General features: G+C 63.0%; 20 protein-coding genes. 9 read left to right on the top strand and 11 right to left on the bottom strand.

Annotated elements, in window-relative coordinates; all coding sequences use genetic code 11:
* Positions 1-185 precede the first annotated feature (185 nt).
* Positions 186-866: a spheroidene monooxygenase gene (locus D0T11_RS14155; protein WP_245990882.1), complete on the top strand. Its 681-nt coding sequence runs from the start codon at positions 186-188 to the stop codon at positions 864-866.
* Between the two features lie 83 nt (positions 867-949).
* Here D0T11_RS14155 and D0T11_RS14150 read toward each other — a convergent pair whose 3' ends face one another.
* Positions 950-2,815, bottom strand: coding sequence for an SWIM zinc finger family protein (locus D0T11_RS14150; protein WP_119656448.1), 1,866 nt, complete (start codon positions 2,813-2,815; stop codon positions 950-952).
* A 124-nt stretch (positions 2,816-2,939) separates the two neighbouring features.
* Here D0T11_RS14150 and D0T11_RS14145 point away from each other — a divergent pair, with 124 nt between their 5' ends.
* A complete protein-coding gene (locus D0T11_RS14145; RefSeq protein ID WP_119656447.1) occupies positions 2,940-5,996 on the top strand; it encodes a leucine--tRNA ligase in 3,057 nt (1,018 codons plus the stop codon).
* Between the two features lie 65 nt (positions 5,997-6,061).
* On the opposite strand, the gene D0T11_RS14140 is transcribed toward D0T11_RS14145, so the two are convergent.
* The 4 genes from D0T11_RS14140 to D0T11_RS14125 form a co-directional block, all read right to left on the bottom strand.
* Positions 6,062-6,838, bottom strand: a complete 777-nt coding sequence (locus tag D0T11_RS14140) for an HNH endonuclease (protein ID WP_119656446.1) — start codon at positions 6,836-6,838, stop codon at positions 6,062-6,064.
* A gap of 60 nt (positions 6,839-6,898) precedes the next feature.
* A complete protein-coding gene (locus D0T11_RS14135; RefSeq protein ID WP_119656445.1) occupies positions 6,899-7,267 on the bottom strand; it encodes an MmcQ/YjbR family DNA-binding protein in 369 nt (122 codons plus the stop codon).
* 274 nt (positions 7,268-7,541) lie between these two features.
* The gene (locus D0T11_RS22590) at positions 7,542-7,715 is read right to left on the bottom strand and encodes a DUF6728 family protein (RefSeq protein WP_182888415.1); all 174 of its coding nucleotides are present in this window, start codon (positions 7,713-7,715) and stop codon (positions 7,542-7,544) included.
* A 216-nt stretch (positions 7,716-7,931) separates the two neighbouring features.
* Entirely contained in the window at positions 7,932-9,704 is a 1,773-nt protein-coding gene (locus D0T11_RS14125; RefSeq protein ID WP_119656443.1) for an AMP-dependent synthetase/ligase, read from the bottom strand.
* 187 nt (positions 9,705-9,891) lie between these two features.
* Between D0T11_RS14125 and D0T11_RS14120 the strand changes: the two genes are divergently transcribed.
* Positions 9,892-10,365 (top strand): sigma-70 family RNA polymerase sigma factor family protein, encoded by a 474-nt coding sequence (locus D0T11_RS14120; protein ID WP_119656442.1) that lies wholly within the window; start codon positions 9,892-9,894, stop codon positions 10,363-10,365.
* Between the two features lie 82 nt (positions 10,366-10,447).
* Here the strand turns inward: D0T11_RS14120 and D0T11_RS14115 are convergent, their stop codons facing one another.
* Positions 10,448-11,113 carry a Rossmann-fold NAD(P)-binding domain-containing protein gene (locus D0T11_RS14115; protein ID WP_119656441.1) on the bottom strand — a complete coding sequence of 222 codons (666 nt, stop codon included), beginning with the start codon at positions 11,111-11,113 and terminating at the stop codon, positions 10,448-10,450.
* A 193-nt stretch (positions 11,114-11,306) separates the two neighbouring features.
* On the opposite strand from D0T11_RS14115, the gene D0T11_RS14110 reads away from it, so the two are divergent.
* Both D0T11_RS14110 and D0T11_RS14105 read left to right on the top strand, forming a co-directional pair.
* Positions 11,307-11,519 (top strand): type II toxin-antitoxin system HicB family antitoxin, encoded by a 213-nt coding sequence (locus tag D0T11_RS14110; RefSeq protein ID WP_182888414.1) that lies wholly within the window; start codon positions 11,307-11,309, stop codon positions 11,517-11,519.
* A 12-nt stretch (positions 11,520-11,531) separates the two neighbouring features.
* Positions 11,532-11,717, top strand: a complete 186-nt coding sequence (locus tag D0T11_RS14105; RefSeq protein WP_119656440.1) for a type II toxin-antitoxin system HicA family toxin — start codon at positions 11,532-11,534, stop codon at positions 11,715-11,717.
* A gap of 7 nt (positions 11,718-11,724) precedes the next feature.
* Here D0T11_RS14105 and D0T11_RS14100 read toward each other — a convergent pair whose 3' ends face one another.
* The 4 genes from D0T11_RS14100 to D0T11_RS14085 all read right to left on the bottom strand — a co-directional run bounded on the left by D0T11_RS14100 (position 11,725) and on the right by D0T11_RS14085 (position 16,429).
* Complete coding sequence (locus tag D0T11_RS14100; RefSeq protein WP_147374664.1) at positions 11,725-12,243, bottom strand: hypothetical protein; 519 nt, start codon at positions 12,241-12,243, stop codon at positions 11,725-11,727.
* Between the two features lie 18 nt (positions 12,244-12,261).
* Positions 12,262-14,406 carry a (E)-4-hydroxy-3-methylbut-2-enyl-diphosphate synthase gene (gene ispG / locus D0T11_RS14095; RefSeq protein WP_119656438.1) on the bottom strand — a complete coding sequence of 715 codons (2,145 nt, stop codon included), beginning with the start codon at positions 14,404-14,406 and terminating at the stop codon, positions 12,262-12,264.
* A 283-nt stretch (positions 14,407-14,689) separates the two neighbouring features.
* Entirely contained in the window at positions 14,690-15,349 is a 660-nt protein-coding gene (locus D0T11_RS14090; RefSeq protein WP_182888413.1) for an NAD(P)H-binding protein, read from the bottom strand.
* 105 nt (positions 15,350-15,454) lie between these two features.
* Positions 15,455-16,429, bottom strand: coding sequence for an NAD(P)H-quinone oxidoreductase (locus D0T11_RS14085; RefSeq protein ID WP_182888412.1), 975 nt, complete (start codon positions 16,427-16,429; stop codon positions 15,455-15,457).
* 131 nt (positions 16,430-16,560) lie between these two features.
* Between D0T11_RS14085 and D0T11_RS14080 the strand changes: the two genes are divergently transcribed.
* The 4 genes from D0T11_RS14080 to D0T11_RS14065 all read left to right on the top strand — a co-directional run bounded on the left by D0T11_RS14080 (position 16,561) and on the right by D0T11_RS14065 (position 18,978).
* Complete coding sequence (locus D0T11_RS14080; protein WP_119656436.1) at positions 16,561-17,061, top strand: type I phosphoribosyltransferase; 501 nt, start codon at positions 16,561-16,563, stop codon at positions 17,059-17,061.
* A gap of 120 nt (positions 17,062-17,181) precedes the next feature.
* The gene (locus D0T11_RS22145) at positions 17,182-17,544 is read left to right on the top strand and encodes a hypothetical protein (RefSeq protein WP_147374663.1); all 363 of its coding nucleotides are present in this window, start codon (positions 17,182-17,184) and stop codon (positions 17,542-17,544) included.
* A 148-nt stretch (positions 17,545-17,692) separates the two neighbouring features.
* A complete protein-coding gene (locus D0T11_RS14070; protein ID WP_119656434.1) occupies positions 17,693-18,253 on the top strand; it encodes a hypothetical protein in 561 nt (186 codons plus the stop codon).
* Between the two features lie 296 nt (positions 18,254-18,549).
* On the top strand, positions 18,550-18,978 hold the full coding sequence (locus D0T11_RS14065; protein ID WP_119656433.1) for an STAS/SEC14 domain-containing protein: 429 nt from the start codon (positions 18,550-18,552) through the stop codon (positions 18,976-18,978).
* Between the two features lie 292 nt (positions 18,979-19,270).
* Here the strand turns inward: D0T11_RS14065 and D0T11_RS14060 are convergent, their stop codons facing one another.
* Positions 19,271-21,460 carry a glutamine synthetase III family protein gene (locus tag D0T11_RS14060; protein ID WP_119656432.1) on the bottom strand — a complete coding sequence of 730 codons (2,190 nt, stop codon included), beginning with the start codon at positions 21,458-21,460 and terminating at the stop codon, positions 19,271-19,273.
* Between the last annotated feature and the right edge of the window lie 259 nt (positions 21,461-21,719).

Below are 21,719 nucleotides of genomic sequence, written 5' to 3'. Positions count from 1 at the left end.
CTTCGACTCCGCTTCGCATGACCGGGTTGGTTGCCAGCGTTTTCAAAAAGGTAGGTTATTTTTTTGCGCTAAAAAAATAACCTACCTTTTTGAAAACGCTCCAGCACCGATATTGCCAACCCCACGCGGCGCGGACGACAAGACGCGGCGGGTCGCGTCTCTACCACCGTTTTACTTCCTGCTACTTGCTGACGACCCTCTCCATTATCACCCTCCTCCCCGGCCAGCGGCGCTGGGGATTTGCCCAGATGGGCACGGCCCCGCGGCTCCTGCAACGGGTGCCGGGACTGCGGTTTCCGAAGCTGCTGGGTAGCGGGGCGGGCGGCTTCGGAGCATTGCCCAACCTGCGCCGCTACGGCCTGATGGCCGTTTGGGAGTCGGAGCAGGCGGCCGGGGCATTTTTTGGGCAGCATCCGCTCTGGCAGCAGTACCGGCAGCGCACGAGCGCCATCTGGACGGCCCGGCTGGCCCCCATCAGGGCTCACGGCCTCTGGGATGGGGTGAACCCGTTCGACTACGCCACCGAAACGGCTGAGGCCGACGAGCCGGTGCTGGTGCTCACCCGGGCCTCCATCCGCCTGCGCAAAACGCCCCGGTTCTGGCGCCATATAGCGCCCGTTAGCGCCACCATTGCCGATGCGCCGGGCGTGCGGGCCGCCATCGGACTGGGCGAGCTGCCCATCGTGCGCCAGGCCACCGTCAGCCTCTGGGACTCGGCCCGCGCCATGCAGGAGTACGCCTACCGCAGCGAGAAACACAAGGAAGTTATCCGCCTCACCCGCCAGGAGGACTGGTACGCCGAGGAGCTGTTCGCCCGGTTCCGGGTGCTGAGCACCGAGGGGATTTGGGATGGGCTGGGGCAGTAGAGATTAAGGAAGAACGTCATTCTGAGCGCAGGCGCAGCCGGAGTCGAAGAATGACGTTCTTCCTTAATCCCCACTACCACCCCTCACTTCTTCTTCCGGGCGCGCAGTAGCTCCCGCAGTTCGTCGTCTTCGGGCGTGGGTGGCACCAGGCGGTAGGTTTTGCCAATCTGCTCGGTTCTCACCAGCTGGGCGGCCCGCAATTCTTCGCGCAGGGCGTTCAGGCGGAAGTATTCGGTGTAGAGGTGGGCCGCGAACAGGGCCACCTGGGGCCGGAGGGTTTCCTGCTGATTGAGAACCGTCAGCCAGGAGGTGATGCGCAGGTACGCGTCGCGGCCCCGCGTATCGGTCAGCAGCTTTTCGGTGCGCTCCATCACGGCGTCGAGGCAGGCTTCGGGCTGGGTGCGGGCCGTGAGGGCGAGCAGCTCCGGGATGCTGCTGCTGCTGGACCACTGCTGGCTGAGCAGGTAGGGCAGCAGCTCGGCCTCCCGGTTTTCGGCAACCAGCAGCTCGGCCCCGAACAGCGGGTTGCCGCCCCAGGCGTTGCGTTGGCGTTGCACCAGCTCATCCACGAACGCACGCCGCTGCCCGGCACTCCAGTGCGGGCGCAGCTGCTCGTAATCGGCCAGGCGCTGGGTGCTGCGGCAGCGCTGCTCCAGGGCCGCCAGATACAGGGCTTCGTCTTCGGCCAGGGTCAGGTGTTCGAGAATATAGGGATGGAGCCGGTGGCTGAACTGCTCCCGGTACTGGCGCAGCAGCCGCAGCAGATTGGGCCGGTCGTCGTGCTGGCGGTAGTAGTCCAGCAGCCGCATGAGCAGGCCGAAATCGTGGCCGGCGTGGGCTTCGGCGGTGCGCACCCAGAGCGCGTCGTCGGCGAGCACCTCGGCCGAGTGCAGCAGCACGTGGGCCTGGTCGAGGCTCAGGGGCCGGCCCCCTGCTTCGAGCCGGGCGTGCAGCTGGGTGGCCACGGCGGGCGTGCGGGCCAGGGTCGTGAGCAGGTCGGCAAATTCGTCGGGCGGGTAGCCGGCATCGGCGTAGCGGTCGAAGAGCAGGGCCAGGGCCGCTTGGGTTTCGGCTTCGCCGAAGTCGTGGGTGGTCAGCTGCGCATCGGCCCCCGATTCGTTGAGCAGCCGGCCCCAGCATTCCAGCACCCGGGCCGGGTAGCCCTCGTAGCTGAAGAGGCCGTAATCGTCGTCGGCGGGGTCGGTGGCATCGGTGGCTCCCTCGTACACGCCAATCCAGTACTCCAGGGCCCGGACGAGGCGGCCCTGGGTTAGGTGGCCGGCCACGAGGCGGGCGAAGGGCTGGAGCGCATCCTGGATAATTTCGTCGGCCAGCTCCAGCATCCCGTCGCCCTCGTCTTCCAGGTAGTCGCCGTAGTAATCGGTCTGCTGCCGGAGCGCGTCGTCGTCAAACGCCAGATCGGCCAGCGCCTCGTACACTTCCGTGCTGATTTCCTCGATAGTCGTCAGCTCCTGCGCAGCAGCAGTGGGCACACCCGGGGCCACCGCCGCCGCTGCCGGTTCCACGGCGGGGCTCACTTGTAGCAAAAACTGCGCGCGCAGCTGGGGCTGGGTGCGCAGCAGGTTGGTCAGGAAGGCCAGCTGCGTGGTAACGGGCGTATTCATCAGCGCCTCCAGCAGCGCCTGCTCGCTGGTATCGGGCACGGGGCTGGGCTCGACTTCCGGCCCGAACTTCTTCAGCACGGCCAGGCCCAGCGCCACGGCGTGCTTGCAGATGCCGTCGTAATCGTAGGGACAGTTGCAGCGGTAGCTGGCCCCCGTTTGCTCCACCGTCAGGCGCACCTTGTAGCGCTCGGAGCCCTCCACCCGAGCCTTGAACGTGTTATTTTCGCGGGTGATTTTACCCACGTAGCCCCGCTTGAAATACTGCTGGCCCCGCTCGTAGCTGGAGGTGTTGGCGGCGGCTTTGAGGTCGGAGCGCGTAAACATAGGGCTGGGGATTAAATTGTCGGGGGTAAATTTCCGTAATTTTACCCGCTTCAACGCCTCTCCCTTAATTCAGCCCGAAAGCTATTAGCTATCAGCTAATGGCTAACAGCTCAAAAAACTGCCCATGCCCGGCTACCATCCCCAGGATATCGAGAAAAAGTGGCAGGCCCACTGGAAAGACCACCACACCTTTCGGGCCGATAACGCCGCCGACAAGCCCAAATACTACGCGCTCGACATGTTCCCCTACCCCAGCGGGGCGGGGCTGCACGTGGGCCACCCGCTGGGCTACATCGCCTCCGATATTGTGGCCCGCTACAAACGGCTGCGCGGCTTCAACGTGCTGCATCCCATGGGCTTCGACTCGTTCGGCCTGCCCGCCGAGCAGTACGCCATCCAGACCGGCCAGCACCCGGCCATCACCACCGAGCAGAACATCAGCACCTACATCCGCCAGCTCTCGGCCCTGGGTTTCAGCTACGACTGGAGCCGCGAAATCCGCACCTCCGACCCCGCTTATTACAAGTGGACCCAGTGGATTTTCCTCAAGCTCTTCAACAGCTGGTACAACCTGGATACCGACCGCGCCGAGCCGCTCAAAACCCTGCTCGACAAGTTTGCCAGCAACGGCAGCGCGGGCATCCGGGCGGCCGGCGACACCGACGAGCGCCACGATTTCACGGCCGGGCAGTGGCAGGGCTTCAGCGAAAAGCAGCGTTTGCAGGCCGTGCACCCCTACCGGCTGGCTTATCAGCAGGACACCTACGTGAACTGGTGCCCCGGTTTGGGCACGGTGCTCAGCAATGATGAGGTGAAGGACGGCCTCTCCGAGCGCGGCGGCTTCCCCGTGGAGCGCCGCCTGATGCCCCAGTGGAACCTGCGCATCACGGCCTACGCCGACCGCCTCCTGCGCGGCCTCGATGCCCTCGACTGGCCCGACGCCGTGAAGGAAATGCAGCGCAACTGGATTGGCAAGAGCATCGGGGCCAGCGTGCGCTTCCCGGTGTACCTGCGGACGGCCGACGGCGACATGAAGCCCCAGCCCGAGGAAATCGAGGTGTTCACGACCCGGGTCGATACCATTTTCGGCGCCACGTTCCTGGTGCTGGCCCCCGAGCTCGACCTCACCCTGAACCTGGGCGAGCGGGCCGCCGCCCAGGCCGATTACTCCCCCGAGGCGTCGCAAACGTACTCGGAGCTACAAGCCTACGTGAAAACGGCCACCAACCGCTCGGAGCGCGAGCGGCAGACCGATGTGAAGTCGGTGAGCGGCGCGCCCACCGGCAGCTACGTGCAGAACCCGTTCACGCTGGAGTTTCTGCCCGTCTGGACGGCCGACTACGTGCTGGCCGGCTACGGCACCGGCGCCGTGATGGGCGTGCCCAGCGGCGACCAGCGCGACTGGCTGTTCGCCACCCACTTTGCCCTGCCCATCCGCCAGATTCTGGACGGCCAGCAGCACCTCGACCAGCAGGCCGACCCCACCAAGGAAGGCCGCTACGTTAATTCGGGCTTCATCACGGGCCTCACCTACGACGAGGCCACCGAGCAGCTGCGCCTGCGCCTGAGGGCCAACCGGGTGGGCGAACCCAAAATCACCTACCGCATCCGCGACGCCATCTTCGGCCGCCAGCGCTACTGGGGCGAGCCCATCCCGATTTACTACAAGGACGGCGTGGCCTATGGCGTGGCCGAAGCTGACCTGCCCCTGGTGCTGCCCGAAATCGACGAGTACAAGCCCACCGAAACCGGCGAGCCGCCCCTGGCCCGCGCCCAGGACTGGCTCTACAAGGGCAAGTACCCCTACGAGCTGAGCACTATGCCCGGCTGGGCGGGGTCCAGCTGGTACTACCTGCGCTACATGGACCCGCACAACGCCGACCGGTTCGTGGGTGAAGAAGCCGAAGCCTACTGGCAGAACGTGGACCTCTACCTCGGTGGGGCCGAACACGCCACCGGCCACCTGCTCTACTCCCGCTTCTGGCACCTGTTCCTCAAAGACTTGGGCCTGGTAACCACCCCCGAGCCCTTCCAGAAACTGATAAATCAGGGGATGATATTGGGGAGGTCGAACTTCGTGTATCGGCTAAATAACCATTGGCTAAGTAGAGATAGAGCCAATGACTCGTATCGGATTGTTAGTAATGATGAAGCTAATCTTCCTGTAATCTTTGTATCGAAATCATTTTACGATGCAATGACTCAGCAAATTGATAACCCTGAGCAGCATCCAATCCTACCTCGGTTTTTCCAGCAGTTATCTGAAATCGAAAATAGAGTTCGTCAGCAGTATCCTGATTTAGATTTACAGACTGACCCAGTAACAGCACCAGTTGACAGTTACGCATCCATTTCTGCACTTCACACTGATGTGAATATCGTGGAGAACGAAGTGCTCGACGTGGAGGCCTTCAAGAACTGGCGCGAGGAGTACGTCAATGCCGAGTTCATTCTCGAAGAGAACGGCACGTACATCTGCGGCACCGAAGTCGAAAAGATGTCGAAGTCGAAGTACAACGTGGTGAACCCCGACACGCTGATTGAGCGCTATGGGGCCGATGCGCTGCGGCTGTACGAGATGTTCCTCGGGCCGCTGGAGCAGTTCAAGCCCTGGAACACCAACGGCATGAGCGGCGTAGCGGGCTTCCTCAAGAAGTTCTGGCGCCTCTACCACCCCCAGGACGGCACTTTTGCCGTGACCGAAGAGCCGGCCGCCCCCGCCGAGCTCAAGGCCCTGCACAAGGCCATCCGCAAGGTGGAGGAAGACATTGAGCGGTTCTCGTTCAACACCACCGTCAGCGCCCTCATGATTACGGTGAACGAGCTAACGGCCCTGGAGTGCCACAAGCGGGCCATTCTGGAGCCGCTAGTGGTGCTGCTTTCCCCCTACGCGCCCCACCTGGCCGAGGAGCTCTGGCTGCAGTTGGGCCACGCGCCCGGCTCCATCAGCACGGCCGCCTACCCCGAATTCCGCGAGGAATTCCTGGTCGAGGACGTGGTGAACTACCCGGTGGCCATCAACGGCAAGGTGCGCGAGCAGCTGCAGTTCCCGGCCACCGCCACGCCCCAGGAAATTGAAGCCGCCGTGCGCGCCACTGATGTGCTGGAGCGCTTCGCCGAAGGCAAACCCGCCAAAAAGGTGATTGTGGTACCCGGCCGGATGGTGAATATCGTGGTGTAACAGTAGAACGATGTAGGGGCGGGGCTTAGCTTCGCCCCTACGCCGACCTCCCTGGCTTGCTTTTTCTACCCGTTGTTTAGCACCTGCTTCACATCGGCCAGTGTGAGCCAGGGGCGGTGGCGCTCCAGCATCTGGTGGCAGTTGGCGCAGACCAGGGCATACTCCTCGGCCCGGGGCTTGTAGGATTCGGTGGTTTCGGCGGGCGGCACGGTGTGGTGAAATTCGATGTAATCGACGCCGGTGGTGCCGTAGGTCTTCTCGAAGTCGAAGTTGCAGACCTGGCAATACAGGTGGCCGTGCGCGTGAATGAAGGCGTGCCGAGCCGCATCAGTGGCTTTGGGGCGGCGGTCGAGGCGGTGGTGCAGGCGGGCGGCGGCTTTGCCTTCCGGGAAATCCGGGTGGTCGTTGGCCGCGTTCGGGAACTCGCTCATATCGAGGTCGAGGCTGTTGCCGGGCGTGAGCCAGAACCGGCGGGCCTTAGCGTAGGGCGGCTTCGGCTTCGGATTTTCGATGCCCAGCGAGCGGGCGTACTCCAGGTAGAGCTCGTTGAGCTTAACGCTGGCGAAGGGCAGCGCCCGCATCGTTTTTTCGAGGGCTCCGGTGGTGGCCCGCACGCCGCTACCGGCGTTTTTGAGGTGTTTCGGGGCCGAATTATTCTGGAAGCCCACGAAGGAGCTGGGGTAGAAGCGCATGGCCCCGTTCAGCTCGGCTACAATGAAGTAGGTGCCCCGTTCAAGCAGTCCCACGGCCAGTTCCCGGGCCGCGGCATCGTCGCCGTGCAGGTAGGTTTCGAGGGTTTTGATGTTGGCGGCAATGTCGTCGTGGGAGCTGGTGAGGCGCATGGGGCGGAGTTGGTGAGGGCAAAAAGGACCGGCTCCGTGTACGCCGGCCCCGCCCGGGGGTTATGCGGACTCGCCTTCCTGGGCTGCCAGCACCGCCCGCACGGCCCGGGGCAAGGCGGCCCGCACCAGGTCGTAGGAGTGGTCGATCAGCTCCCGCAGCTGTCCGGCCGGGATGCCCGTGCCGATAAGCACCGTGTTCCAGTGCCGCTTGTTCATGTGGAAGCCCGACCGTACGTAGTCGTGCTGTTCGCGCAGCTCTGTGGCCCGTTCGGGGTCGCACTTGAGGTTGATACTGGCGAAGGTGTTAAGGTCGGTGAGGGCGAACAGCTTGCCGCCCACCTTGAATACCAGGGTATCGGGGCCGAAGGGCGTCTGCTCCGTTACCCCGGCTTTCAGCAGGCAGTAGTCGCGGAATTCTTCGATGTGCATAGCTTGTCGGTTGCGGTTGTCAGACGAAGATAGCCAGACCTTGTACTCCCGGCCTTTGAAAGCCCCGGAGGGGCGGCACATCGGTAGCAATCAGCACGTTTCCAACGATAGAAAGCCCCAGCGGGGCGATACCACCGCCTGAACGATTGGTACCGCCCCGCTGGGGCCTGGAGGTTTGGGAGGCCTGAATTGCTACCGATGTACCGCCCCTCCGGGGCTTTCAAAGGCCGCAGCATCAGGCACGAACGACCATCAGCCCGCCACCGCCAAAAAATTACCGGATAAACCAGCGGTACATCAGCACCAGAAAACCGACCAGGAACATGGCCAGGCTCAGCTTATTGATGAAGTGCATAGTCCGCAGGTTGAAGTTGGCAGGCCGGTTAGGGTCGGGTTTGCGGAAGAAGTAGCCGAATACGGGGCCGAGGTTGAACAGGTCTTTGCGCATAGCGGAAACGGAATTGCGGGTTCGGTAAGGTAACACCCGCCCCCGGAAAATGATTTGCTCAAACCGCACAAAAGCCATGACTTAGCAGCTAATTGAACGATGTAGAGACGCATCTTTGCGTCTCCTCGTTGAACGACCGCACCCGCGCCGCCAGGGTTAGCAACCTCAGCAACGGCGAGATGCAAAGATACGTCTCTACACCATTCAATCGGCTTTTCAGCCGCGGTATAAATCTTCCAGGCGCGGCTGATTGTGCTCGCGGATGATCTTGCGCTTGAGCTTGAGCGTGGGCGTGAGCTCGCCCGATTCCACGCTCCAGGGCGCGGGCACGAGGGCTACTTTTTTGATCTGCTCCCAACTGGCGAAATCGGGGTTGGCCTGGTCAAGCACCGTTTCGTAGAGCGCCTGCACCCGGGGATGGGCGGCCAGCGCCTCGTCGGAGAGGTCCTGAGCCGGCAGGTTCTGGGCGGCGGCCCAGGCGCGCAGCGGCCCGAAGGCCGGCACCACCAGCGCGGCCGTGAACTTCTCGCCCTCTCCCACCACCATCACCTGCTCGATCAGCGTCGACTCCGACAGCTTCGATTCGAGGGGCTGGGGGGCCACGTACTTGCCGTTGGAGTTCTTGAACATCTCCTTCTTGCGGTCCGTGATTTTGAGAAACCGCCCCTGCACCATCTCCCCGATGTCGCCGGTGTGCAGCCAGCCCTCGGCGTCGATGGCCTCGGCCGTGAGGTCGGGGCGGTTGTAGTAGCCCTGCATCACGGAGGGCGAGCGGGTCAGGATTTCGCCGTCGGCCGCGATTTTCACCTCCACGCCCGGCAGCACCGGCCCCACCGTCCCGATGAGGTTGCCCGACGGTACCGGCTCGCAGGCCGCAATAACGGGCGAGGTTTCGGTCATGCCGTAGCCCTCCATCACGCGCACGCCGGCCGACCAGAACACCCGCGCCAGCCGGGGTTGCAGGGCGGCCCCCCCACAAATAATGTAGCGGATATCGCCGCCCAGCGCCTCACGCCACTTGCTGAACACGAGCCGGTTGGCCAGCTTGAGTTGGGCGTTATAGAGCAGGCCGTGGTCTTGCTGGGTGTCGTAGCGCAGGCCCAGGTCCAGGGCCCAGAAGAACAGTCTCCGCTTGGCGCCGGTCAGGGCCTCGCCGGTGGCCACAATTTTATCGTAGATTTTTTCGAGCAGCCGGGGCACCGTTGTGAACACCTGGGGCCGCACCTCGCGCAGGTTGTCGGCAATACGCTCCACGCTTTCGGCGTACCAGATGCTGAAGCCCTGCTGCATGTACAGGTGGGTGGCCACGCGCTCAAAAATGTGGCTCAACGGCAGAAAGCTCAGTGCCCGCTGGCCGGGGGGCAGCGGCAGGTGGCCGGCCAGGTTCTGGCAATTGAACACGATGTTGCGGTGGCTGAGCATCACGCCCTTGGGCCGGCCGGTGGTGCCGGAGGTGTAGATGAGCGTGAACAGGTCGTCGGGCTGCACGGCTGCCCGCAGCCCGGCCAGCGGGGCCGGATCGGCGGCCGCGCCCGCATCGAGCAGCTCCTGAAACGAGCGGGCCCCGGGCGCCTCGCTGAAGGCAAACACGTGCTCAGGAGCCGGATCGAGGCCCTCCATGGCGGCCTGCACCCGCACCAGCAACTCGGCCCCTTCCACCAGCACGGCCCGCACGCCGGCATCCTGGAAAATGTGGCGGTAGTCTTCTACCGTAATGGTGGGGTACATCGGCACGCTCACGGCCCCGAGCTGGGCAATACCCAAATCGGCCACCACCCACTCGGGCCGGTTGTGGGAGATGATGGCGATTTTGTCGCCGTGGCCCAGGCCGAGCGCGCGCAGGCCCAGCGTGACGTGGTTGCTGAGTTCCAGCACCCGGCTGGTGCTGATCGGTTGCCAACGGCCGGCTTTTTTCTCCACCAGCAGGTCGGCGTCGGGCAGATTGGTGACCAGGCGGGTAAGCAAATCAAACGTGCGGGTGGGGGTCATGCGGGGCGGGGTAATGGATAAGGTCGGAATTGAGCGCGGCCAGGCCAGGCCGGAAAACGCGACGCTGCAAGTACGTTTATAATAAGAATATTTGCCTCGGCAACCAAAACACCCGCTCCGGCCAGCCAGCCAGCGCCGGGTCCTGTCCCCAACCCTGTTCCCCGTTTTCGCTTATCCTGCCACTGCCATGAAACCGCTGCTCCCGCTGCTACTGTCGCTGTTCGCCCCCGCCTTCGCGGCCCGGGCCCAGACCACCGCGCCCCCGCCCCCAACCGAAACGGCCGCCGTGCAGGCCACCATCCGCGCCTTTTTCGCCGGTATGCGCGCGGGCGACAGCGCCGCCGTGCGGGCCACGCTGGCGCCGGGGGCTATTTTCCACACCCTCACCAACGGCCCGGGCCCGCCCGCCGTGCATCCCGAGAGCCCGGCGGCCTTCCTGCGGGCCGTAGGCACGCCCCACCAGGAGGTTTGGGATGAGCGCATCCGGTTCGGGCAGGTGCTTATTGACGCCAACCTGGCCAGCGTCTGGACGCCCTACGAGTTCTACCGGGGCAGCACCTTCAGCCACTGCGGCTACAACTCGTTCCAGCTCGTGAAGCTGGCCGCCGGCTGGCGCATTGCCCACGTCATCGACACGCGCCGCCAGGATAAATGCCCGTAAGGCAGCCAGAACGGGGTGAAGACGCGTATTGGCGGCGCGTCGTTGAACGATTGGAACTTCGCCCGTTATCCGTCAAGCAACGTTATTCTTTTGCCGCCGCCACCATATCGGGCACCTCCAGTACCGGCTTGGCATACCCCCGCTCGGCCACGCGCAGCATGGCCCGCCCGATTTCGCTCAGCGTGCTCACGTAGCGCGGCGCCACCCGCCGCAGCACCGGATACAGCCACCCCAGGTAGCGGTAGTAGCCCAGCGCGTGCCGCAGGCCCGGCGTGGGCCGTAGAAAGCCCGGCCGGAACATATACGCCGCCCGAAACCCCAGCCCCAGCAGCGCGTTTTCGGTTTCGCCCTTCACCCGGGCCCACATCTGCCGGCCCCGCCCGGTGCCATCGGTGCCGGCCCCCGACACGTAGCAGAACGTGAGCTCGGGTCCGTTGCGGGCCAGCAAAGTGCGGGCGAAGTGCAACGTGAGGGCGTAGGTGAGGCGGCGGTACGCGGGCTCCTTCAGCCCCACCGACGATACGCCGAGGCAGAAGAAGCAGGCGTCGTAGCCCGTGAGCTGGTCGGCAATGGGCGCGAGGTCGAGGAAGTTCTCGTGCAGGATTTCGCGCAGCTTGGGGTGGGTATGCCCGCTGGGCCGGCGACTGATGCTGAGCACCTGCGCCACCTCGGGGCTGAGCAGGGCCTCGTGCAGCACGCCCTCGCCTACCATGCCCGTTGCCCCGGTTACGATTACGCGTAGTTTCATGAGGTTGAGGATGTAGCGCGAAGCTCCAGCTTCGCGTGTCGTTGAACAGAGTCGTTGCAACGTCAGCAATAATACGCGAAGCTGGAGCTTCGCGCTACATCCCTGCTGCCTTTTGCGTGAGCTCCGAAACGCCAAGTCCGCACATTATCGGCCGTTTCTTGGTTACCTTGGTTCAACCAAGCATTCATCGACTATGAAACTCACCCTAATCATTCGTCAGGGAAAAACCCAGCTTATCGGCCAGTTAAAAGAGCTGCCCGGCGTGCTTACCCAGGGTAGTACGGTGGCCGAAGTGAAGGAGAACATTCACGACGCGCTGGCCCTTTACCTGGAAGATATGCGCGCAGATGATTCGGACAGCAACGGCGCCAACATCATCGCCCAGGAGGAACTGGAATTCGCCTAGCCGCGCCAGCGCATGAAACGGGGCAAGTTTATCAAGCATTTGGAAGCCAACGACTGCCCACTACATCGCCACGGCAGCCGCCACGACATTTACAAGAACGCGCTGACCGACAAGCGAACCAGTGTGCCGCGCCACGCGGATATTGACGAGGAGCTGTGCAAGGAAATCTGCAAGCAGTTGGGGATTTCGAAGCCGTAGATGCTACTTACCTATTCGTCTCCGGACTCCAATCTCCTGTGAAATCCGACCCCGTATAGGCAGCCGCTTCATACGCATCAATAGGATATCCTTCTATGGTTATTGCGTTCATAAAGAGCTGGCCTAACGAGCAGTTCAGCTTGATGAAAAACTTTCTCGGTTCTTCATTTTCCTCGTCCCAGAAATAATCATGGAAAAGGTAGCCTGCCTGATAGTCGCGCAGGTCTACTGCAATCGGGTCGCCACTTGGTCCACTACCTACCAGCAGTAATTCCGTGCGCAGGGCCCGTTGAAAGGCATCTTCCCAATCGAGGTTTTTCTTGAAACAATTTGCTTGGTCGTAATGCAATTCACCTACTTCCAAATCCCCATCAAAGGAAAACTCTTCGAAAAACTGTAGTGCTTCCTCTGATAAACCGATCCGGCGGAGCAGTTCTGTATTCTCGTTTCGTAGCGGCTCAAAGTGCTTATGCACCTTAATGGCAGCTACTGCCAAAGCCTGCCGCATATTCTCGGCATCCATCATTGGTATATTCATCTCCTCCTACCCCACCACCGGCTGCTCCAGAAACTCCTTTTCCACCCAGCGGCCGTCTTCGCGCATGAGGTCGATGAGTTGGTCGACGGCCTGGGCTTCGGGCACCGACTTCTTGATGACTTCCTGGCCGCGGTAGAGGGCGATTTTGCCCTTGCCCACGCCCACGTAGCCGTAGTCGGCATCGGCCATTTCGCCGGGGCCGTTCACGATGCAGCCCATAATGCCGATTTTCACGCCCTTGAGGTGGTCGGTGCGCTGGCGGATCATGGCGGTGGTTTCCTGCAAATCGAACAGCGTCCGGCCGCAGCTGGGGCAGCTGATGTACTCGGTTTTGGACATGCGCGTGCGGGCCGCCTGCAGGATGCCGAAGCTGAGCTGGTTGAGCTGGTCGAGCACCGTGAGCCACTCGGCTTTCGGGCGCTCGGGCAGCAGCTCGGTGCTCAGCACCACGCCGTCGCCAAAGCCGTCGAGCAGCAGGCCACCCACATCGGTGGCGGCGTAGAGCTGGGTTTGCTCGGGCGTGAGGGCCGGGTACTGGCGGTTGATGACCACCGGGTTGGGCACGTCGTGGTTCAGCAGCTCGAAGAACGCCCGCCGGATTTCGGGCATGGCGTGGGCGTTATCGGTGTAGAGAATGATAACGGCCGTGGCATCCTGGCGCAGCTGGGCCAGCGTGGGCGGCGTGAGCGAGGCCAGGTTCTGAAACACGAAGTTCAGGGCCGGGTGGCGGGCCCCGGCGGCGGCGTACTCGGCCGGCGTGAGCACGGGGTAGTGCTCGGGGCGCTGGCCGGCATCGAGCCAGGCGCTGTAATCCACCATTTCGCGCAGGCCATTGGGCAGCATAAACGGCACCGGCCGCTGGCCCGAGTACAGGTAGTCGGCCCCCAGATCACTCATCTGAAACTTATCCAGAAACGCCGAATACAGGTGGCCGGCCGCCCGCAAATCGGCGTACTCCAGCCCCGGCAGCCGCGAAAAATCCACCACCACCCGCGGCACGTTCAGCCCCCCGAAGTTGAGCACCTCCCGCGTTACCCGGCGGTGATATTGAAACGGATTGTATGTTGAGTTGTCAGTTGTCAGTTGCTCGTTGTCAGCTTCGTTCTTATTTAAGCTGTTAGCTGGTAGCTGATAGCTGATAGCTTCGTTCTTATTTGAGCTGGTAGCTGGTAGCTGATGGCTGTCAGCTTCGTTTAACGGAGAGCTATCAGCTAACAGCTCCAAGCTAACAGCTAAAGCAGGAATAGGATCTGCTTGCTCGGCGCGGTGGGTGTAGCGGTCGATGAGGGCGCGGGCTACGGGGGCTTCGGCTTCGGGGGCTTCGGTGAGGCTCACGCGCACGGTGTCGCCGAGGCCGTCTTCGAGCAGCGTGCCGATGCCCACGGCGCTCTTGATGCGGCCGTCTTCGGCCTCGCCGGCTTCCGTGACGCCCAGGTGCAGCGGGTAGGGCTGCAGGCCTTCGGCGTTGAGCTTCTGCACCAGCAGGCGGTAGGCCTGCACCATTACCTGGGTGTTGCTGGCCTTCATGCTCAGCACCACATCGTAGTAGTTTTCCTCCTCGCAGAGGCGCAAAAACTCCAGCGCCGACTCCACCATGCCCAGCGGCGTATCGCCGTAGCGACTCAGGATTCTATCCGATAATGAGCCGTGGTTGGTGCCGATGCGCATGGCCGTGCCGTACTGCTTGCAGATTTGCACCAGCGGCCGGAACCGCTCCCGGATGCGCTCCACCTCGGCGGCGTAGCTGGCATCGGTGTACTCGATGAGGTCGAATTTTTTCTTATCGGCGTAGTTGCCGGGGTTCACGCGCACTTTCTCCACGATGCGGGCGGCCAGCTCGGCGGCGTTGGGCGTGAAGTGGATGTCGGCAATCAGCGGCACGGTGCAGCCGCGCTTGCGCAGCTCCTTCTTGATTTCGAGCAGGTTCTGGGCCTCCTTGGTGCTGGGGGCCGTGATGCGCACATACTCGCAGCCGGCCTCCACCATGCGCAGCGTCTGCTCTACCGAGCCCATGGTGTCCATGGTGTCCACGGTGGTCATGCTCTGCACCCGAATCGGGTTCAGGCCGCCCATGGGCAGGTCGCCGATTTTCACCTCGCGGCTCAGGCGGCGCTTATACTCGGTCAGGCTGGGGCAGTACGTCGTGTTCATAAACAGAAAACCGGGGGCAGAAGGCGAAAGTTGCCCGGTAGCGCAAAGGTACGCGGTGAATGGGTGAATGAGGAGACGGCAGAGAACCGTGTCATGCTGAGCGGAGCCGGAAGCGAAATCGAAGCATCTCTACCGTTTCATTGCAGTCGGCCAGACTAGCACTGCGGTAGAGATGCTTCGACTACGGCTGCGCCTTCGCGGACGACAGATGAAGCATGACGTTCTCACTCACTCACTCACTCACTCACTCACTCACTCACTCACTCACTCACTCACTCACTCACTACCCTTCCTTGCCGGCGCGGGTGAAAACCTGTTCGAGCGAGTCGGTTTGCACGCCGGGGGTTTCGTCGAGGGCGGCGCGGTGCATGGCGCGGGCCACGGTGCGGGCATGGATGGGGCGGTAGCTATGGAGCAGCGGCATGGCGCTGGCGACCGTGGCCAGCCAGAGACCCACTTTTTCGCCCAGCCGCTGCTCGGTGCGGGGGCCGGCCAGAATGCCGGGCTGGATGAGGCGGATGCGCTGGAAAGGCAGCCGCTTGATGTCGCGCTCCAGCTCGCCCTTCATGCGGCTGTAGAACATCAGCGAATCGGCATCGGCCCCCGCCGACGACACCAGCACGTAGGTGGGCACGCCGTTTTCGGCCGCCGCCTGGGCCGCCTGCAACTGGTAGGTGTAATCGACGGTGTACTGGGCGTCCTGGCCGCCGGCCTGGCTCAGAGTGGTGCCGAGGCTGGAAAAGAGCACGTCGCCGCGCAGCAGCTCGTTCCAGTCGCGGGGCTGGTCGAAATCAACGATATGCTCTTCGAGCTTGGGGTTCTGGTAGCCGGTGGGGCGGCGGGTGAATACTTTCAGGTGGGTGAACTGGTCGTCGGCGAGCAGCTGCCGCAGCAGGTAGTCGCCCACGAGGCCGGTAGCCCCGATCAGGAGTGCGGTGGACATGATAGGATGCAGGTTAAAAAGACAAAAGATAAGCTCGACCGTAACCGAACAGTTAAACTAACCGGGACGGGCAGCTTTCGTTTGGAATCCCGGCCCCGCCCCGCCTCATTCTACGGTAAGCACGATCTTTCCGATGTGGGTACTGGTTTCCAGCAGCTCGTGGGCAGCCCGGGCCTCGGCCAGCGGGAAGGTGCGCTCCAGCACCGGCCGCAGCTGCCCGGCCTCAATAACGGGCCAGATGTGGCGCTCTACTTCCAGGGCCAGCGCCGCCTTGAACTCGGCCGAGCGGGGCCGCAGCGTACTGCCGCTGAGCGTGAGACGGCGGCGCATCAGGTCGAGGGCGTTAAACTCGGCCTGCGCCCCCTGCATGGCATTGATGAACACCAGCCGGCCGTCGTCGCGCAGCAGGCGCATGTTTTTGGGCGTGTAGTCGCCGCCCACCATGTCCAGAATTACGTCGGCCCCGCCGGCCTGGGCCACCACGGCCTCAAAATCTTCCTCCTTATAATTGATGGCCAGATCGGCCCCGAGCCGGGCCACGGCGGCGCACTTTTCGGCCGAGCCGGCCGTGGTGGCTACCCGGCTGCCCAGTGCGTGGGCCAATTGCACGGCCAGCACCCCAATGCCGCTGCTGCCCCCGTGCACGAGCAGCGTTTCGCCGGGTTGCAGGCCGCCGCGCTGAAAGACATTGTGCCAGACCGTAAAGGCCGTTTCGGGCAGGCTGGCGGCTTCCGTCAGGCTCAAGCCCGCAGGCACCGGCAGGCAGTGGCGGGCATCCACTACGACGTATTCGGCGTAGCCGCCCTCGGTTAGCAACGCGCACACCGCGTCGCCGGGGTGCCAGCGCGCAACGGCGGCCCCGCAGCCGACGACGTGGCCGGCGACTTCGAGGCCTGGCACCAGCCCGGCCACGCCCCCGCTACCGGCGTACTTGCCGGCCCGCAGCAGCACATCGGGCCGGTTGACGCCGGCGGCGGCCACGCGCAGCAGCACCTGGTGGGCGGCGGGCTCGGGGCGGGGGCGGATCTGGTAATCAAGCACCTCGGGGCCGCCGGCCTGGCGGATAACAATGGCGTTCATCTTGCTCATCTATTTGTTCGTTTTCATTGACCGGCCGCGTGGACGGCGACAACCAGCCGCTTACGGGGCCGTAAACCAGACCTTATTACGCGTTCCTGCCCGAATGGGTATTCCCGCCACCCTCGTTCACCATGAAAAACCCACCCCGTTTACCGGCTTTTCTCCGCTCTGCTGCCCAGCTCACCGGCCTGGCGGCCTGGCAGACCGGCCGGTTGTTCCGCAAAACGGCCCGCACCGCCCTCGATGCCGTGCAGGATGTGCTGCGGGCCGAAGTAGTGCAGGGCAATGGCGAGCTGGTGCGCGAGTTCGTGGTAGGCAAGGCCCTGCCCGTGGCCCGGACCCTGCTGCTGGAGCGCATGGCAGCCCGGCTGCTGCTGCGCCTGGGCCTGCGCGGGGCGCTGGCTTCCAACGTGGTAGGCTGGATTTTACCGCTGGTAATCGAGCAGCTGCTGAAGGCGGGCCGCAAGTCGGGTTTGTTCGAGAAAGTCAGCCAGTACGCCACCGTGCAGGACACGCTCCAGCGCCTCGACGAGCTGCGGGCCGCCACCTGGAAGCGCCTGGCTCCCGACCACGGTACCGGGGCCGAACTTCTGGCCGACGATACCTCCCTGCCCCCGCAGCTTTCGGCCTAAACCGGTCCTGAACCCTCTATTTCGGGAAATAATTCCCCCCTTAAACTTTATTCACTTTTATCGTTTTTGAAGCCAATCAACACAATCCGGCCACCAAAAACAGTCCGTAAGTGGCCGCAAATGAACGATACTTCTGCTCCGTCGGCGGGTGACCACACGCGTTTCCCCCCGGCCCGGACGGCCCTCCGCGACTTATACCGGACCGTTCGTCATCTTCCTTCCTCCGATCCATACGCTCCTGCCCGCCTGTCGCGCATCACCGATCAGGCCGAATACTTACTGGAAACCTGGCCCCTGACCGAGTGGCCCGTCGCCCTGCACTCGGGCCAGCCCCTGCCCGAACGCCATGTGCTGCTGGGCTGGGTAGCCACGGCCCGCCGCGAAGTCCTGTACGCGGGTACCGCCGCCGGCACCATCTGGCCTTACCCCCAGTGGCACCGCATCACTACTACCCTGCTTGCCGCCCTGGTGCCGTTTGCGTGAGGGAGTAGGGAGTAGGGAGTAGGGAGTAGGGAGTAGGGAGTAGGGAGTAGGGAGTAGGGAGTAGGGAAAGAACGTCGTCCTGGTTTCCGGGGCCTGACTGCTACGCCCGTAAGCGCTATCTTTTCGGGCATATTCTCTCGTCTTACCCATGCCTAACGACCGGCCCGATCCGTATCTGCTGGCCCGGATGCGCCAGCAGGAGCGGGCGGCGTACCTGGGCCAGCTGGCGCATAAGCTCCGCTGGATCAATTGGGCGGCGGTGGCCTTCTGCCTGGTGCTGGGGCTGGACTGGGCCCTGCCCATGCAGGAATTTGTCCGGGAACCGTTGCTGCGCCAGCAGCCGGTATCGGCCGGGGGCACCCTGGCCAACCCCCAGATGGCTTACCAGATTGAGACGCCGCACACCCGCTTTCGCCTCCACCCCAGCCAGATGTACCGGTTGCAAGGGGCCTCGCGCGTTACCGTCTGGCGCACGCCCCTGCTGCGGGTAGTTCGCTTCGTGAAGGCCCCGGCGGTGGTGGCCGGCCGCACGCCTTTCGCGCCCTCCGGCGGGCGGCTCTACCATTCCGTGCTGGCCGCGTTTCCGCTGGCCCTGTTCCTGATTGCCGGGGTGGGCCTGACGCTGCCTTTCGGCCCGGAAGCCCGCCTGAACACGGCCATCGTGAGCGGTTTGCTCTGGATCGTGACCCTGGCTCTGCTGGTTATCTAGCCTCTGCCCGGGGGCGGGTGGCAAGCCTTTTTTCGGTAAGAGCCCCGAACGAGCAGCGCGCACTTTCAGTGCTGGGTCGGAGGCAGCGGAATCATAAACTGAATTCCCTGAATCTGGGGGCCTTAACGGGGATCGGTAAAAACCAGTTTGGGTATGTCGGGCTATTTGGGCAGCTTTAGGGCTGGCTTTGCTTTTCCAGCATCCGGCCCGGGTTCTATTCGGCCGGGCAGCCGTCCTCTCTTCCGCTATGGTTTCCGGGTTGCTGCCCCGCCCCCCGGCTTCTACTCATCCGCTTCATGGCTCTTGAACTAACCAACGGCTTCGGCAAAATATACCTCTCCATCACCTACAACCCTGCCAACGAGTGGGTGTACAACAACTGGGTCGGGTATCAGACGTACGCGGGCATCGTGGCCGGGGCCGATGCCTGCCTGGCCCCCCTGCGCGAACAGGGCTGCGCCTACCTGCTCAACGATAACCGTCAGGTGCTGGGTCCCTGGAACCACGCCGTGGAATGGATTGTGCGCGACTGGGCCCCGCGCGCCATTGCCCAGGGGCTCACTCACTTCGCCCACGTAGTGAGCCCCGAGTCGCTGGCCGCCATTTCGGCCGAGGCCATGCACATCGGCATCGGCGGCCAGCTTCAGATGAAAATGTTCGGCGACATCGACGAGGCCGCCGACTGGCTCCGCCAGGCCCGGCAGGGCGTTGGCAGCAGTATGTAGCATCAGCCGTTCGTGCATGGCTACTTGCTGAATGCTGAATGCTCCGCGCCACTTTCCATTGCCCAGCTGACAAAACGCATTTCCTAAACCAGCCAACGTCGCGTTCCGACGCCTCAGCTTACCTGCTGCCCAGAAGCCGGCCGGCCTTCCTTGCTTAGGAAAGCCGGCCGGCTTCTGACTTATCCCGTTGCCCGAGCGCACAAAAAAGCCGCACCCACCCGGATGCGGCTTTTCTAAGATCGGGGCGCGGAGAAAAATTCCCACCCAACTCCGGCCCGACTCCGGCCCTGGACTAGTGCTGGAACAACAGTTCGCGGTACTTTACCAGGGGCCAGTCCTCATCGTCCACCATCAGCTCCAGCTTATCCACGGAGCGGCGGATGGTGTCGAAATGCGTTTTGACCGTGTCGCAGTAGGCAATGGCCCGCTCGCGCATGTCTTCAATCTTGTTGGCCGCTTTACGGGCGTTGGTCATGCCCTCCACCTCGTTTTTGATGGTGGCCATGTGGCGCGAGATGGACTTAATGGTGTCCACCGTCACGTTGGTATTCTCGTCGTCGAGGCCCAGGTCGCGCAGACCGCGCACGTTGGTGATGAGCTTGGTCTGGTAGGCAATGGCCGTGGGGATGATGTGGTTGATGGCCAAATCGCCCATTACCCGGCCTTCGATCTGGATTTTCTTCATGTAGTCTTCCAGCAGAATCTCGTGGCGGGCGTGCAGCTCCACGTGCGAGAAAATGCGGTGCCGCGCAAACAGCTCGGCGGCCGAATCGGCCACCATGGCGTCGAGAGCCTGGGGCGTGGTGGGCACGTTGCTCAGGCCACGCTGGGCCGCCTCGTCCTTCCACTCGTCGGAGTAGCCGTTGCCCTCGAAGCGAATGTGCTTGGAAGTAATCACGTAGTCGCGCAGCACGTCCACGATGGCCACCTCTTTCTTGCGGCCGTCGGCGATGAGCGCGTCAACCGACGTCTTGAAGTCGATCAGCTGGTCGGCCACGATGGTGTTGAGCGTGGTCATGGCCGAGGAGCAGTTGGCCGAGGAACCCACGGCCCGGAACTCGAACTTGTTGCCGGTAAAGGCGAAGGGCGAGGTGCGGTTGCGGTCGGTGTTGTCGAGCAGAATGGCCGGAATCTTATCGATGCCCAGCTTGAGGTAGATGTTGTCGCCCTTGTCGAGCGGCACTTTAGCGGTGCGCTCCAGCTCGTCCATCACCGAATCAAGCATCGAACCCACGAACACCGACATGATGGCCGGCGGGGCTTCGTTGGCCCCGAGGCGGTGGTCGTTGCTGGCCGAGGCGATGCTGGAACGCAGCAAATCGGCGTAGCGGTGCACGGCCTTGATGGTGGTGATGAAGAAGGTCAGGAACTGGAGGTTTTCCTTGGGCCGCCGGCCGGGGGCGAGCAGGTTCACGCCGGTATCGGTGCTCAGGGCCCAGTTGTTGTGCTTGCCCGAGCCATTGACGCCGGCAAACGGCTTCTCGTGCAGCAACACCTTAAAGTTGTGCTTGTCGGCCACCCGCGCCATGATGTCCATGAGCAGCTGGTTGTGGTCAACGGCCAGGTTGGCATCCTCGAAGGTCGGGGCGCACTCGAACTGGTGGGGGGCCACCTCGTTGTGGCGGGTGCGCAGCGGGATGCCGAGCTTGTTGGCTTCCTCCTCGTACTCGAGCATGTAGGCGTGTACCCGGGCCGGAATGGAGCCGAAATAGTGGTCGTCGAGCTGCTGGCCCTTGGCCGGGGCGTGCCCGAACAGGGTGCGGCCGGTCATCACCAGGTCGGGGCGGGCGGCGTAGAGCGCCTTATCCACCAGAAAGTATTCCTGCTCGATGCCCAGCGTGGTGCTCACGCGGGCTACGTCCTTGTCGAAGTAGTGGCACACATCCAGAGCCGCCTTTTCCAGCACCGCCAGCGACTTGAGCAGGGGGGCTTTGTAGTCGAGGGCTTCGCCGGTGTAGGCCACGAAGATGGTGGGGATGCACAGGGTTTTGGCCCCGCCGGTTTCGATGATGAACGCGGGCGAAGTGGGGTCCCAGGCGGTGTAGCCGCGGGCCTCGAAGGTGTTGCGGATGCCGCCGTTGGGGAAGGAGGACGCATCGGGTTCCTGCTGCACCAGGGCCGAGCCCTTGAAATTCTCAATCGGCCGACCGTCGGAATTCAGGTCGAAGAAGGAGTCGTGCTTTTCGGCGGTGGCACCAGTCAGGGGCTGAAACCAGTGGGTGTAGTGGGTAGCGCCCTTGGCCATGGCCCAGGTTTTCATGGCCGAAGCCACGGCGTCGGCCACGTTGCGCTCCACCGGAGCGCCCTGTTTGATAGCCGACTGAAGCTTTTTGAAGTATTCGCCGGGCATGTTGGCCCGCATGGCGTCGAGGTTGAACACGTTCTTGCCGAAGCTGTCAGAACGACGCTCACCCGTGTTAATCACCGTTAGTGGCTGACGCAGGTCAACCAGTTCCAGCGCTTTGAAGCGAAGAATTGCCATATAAAGGGAGTGGCGTGAAAAGGCTAAAAGACAATAACTGTCTCAAAGGTACGACCCGAAAAAAGAATTTCACACTACCCCTCTGATTTTTTACCCATGCTTCGGCAAAATACCCCGCTTTTCTCCTGCCCCCCCGTTAAACCGGATAACGTATTCAGAAAATCAGTCTCTTTTTTCACCTACCCCCTTTTGCACGTCACCCCGGCGTTGCTTAGCGTGCTGCAAGACGGAGCGCAGCTCAGCCACGTTTTCAGATCCG

The organism is Hymenobacter rubripertinctus, assembly GCF_003583925.1.
Lineage (GTDB): Bacteria > Bacteroidota > Bacteroidia > Cytophagales > Hymenobacteraceae > Hymenobacter > Hymenobacter rubripertinctus.
This window is presented reverse-complemented; position numbering and strand designations above follow the sequence as displayed.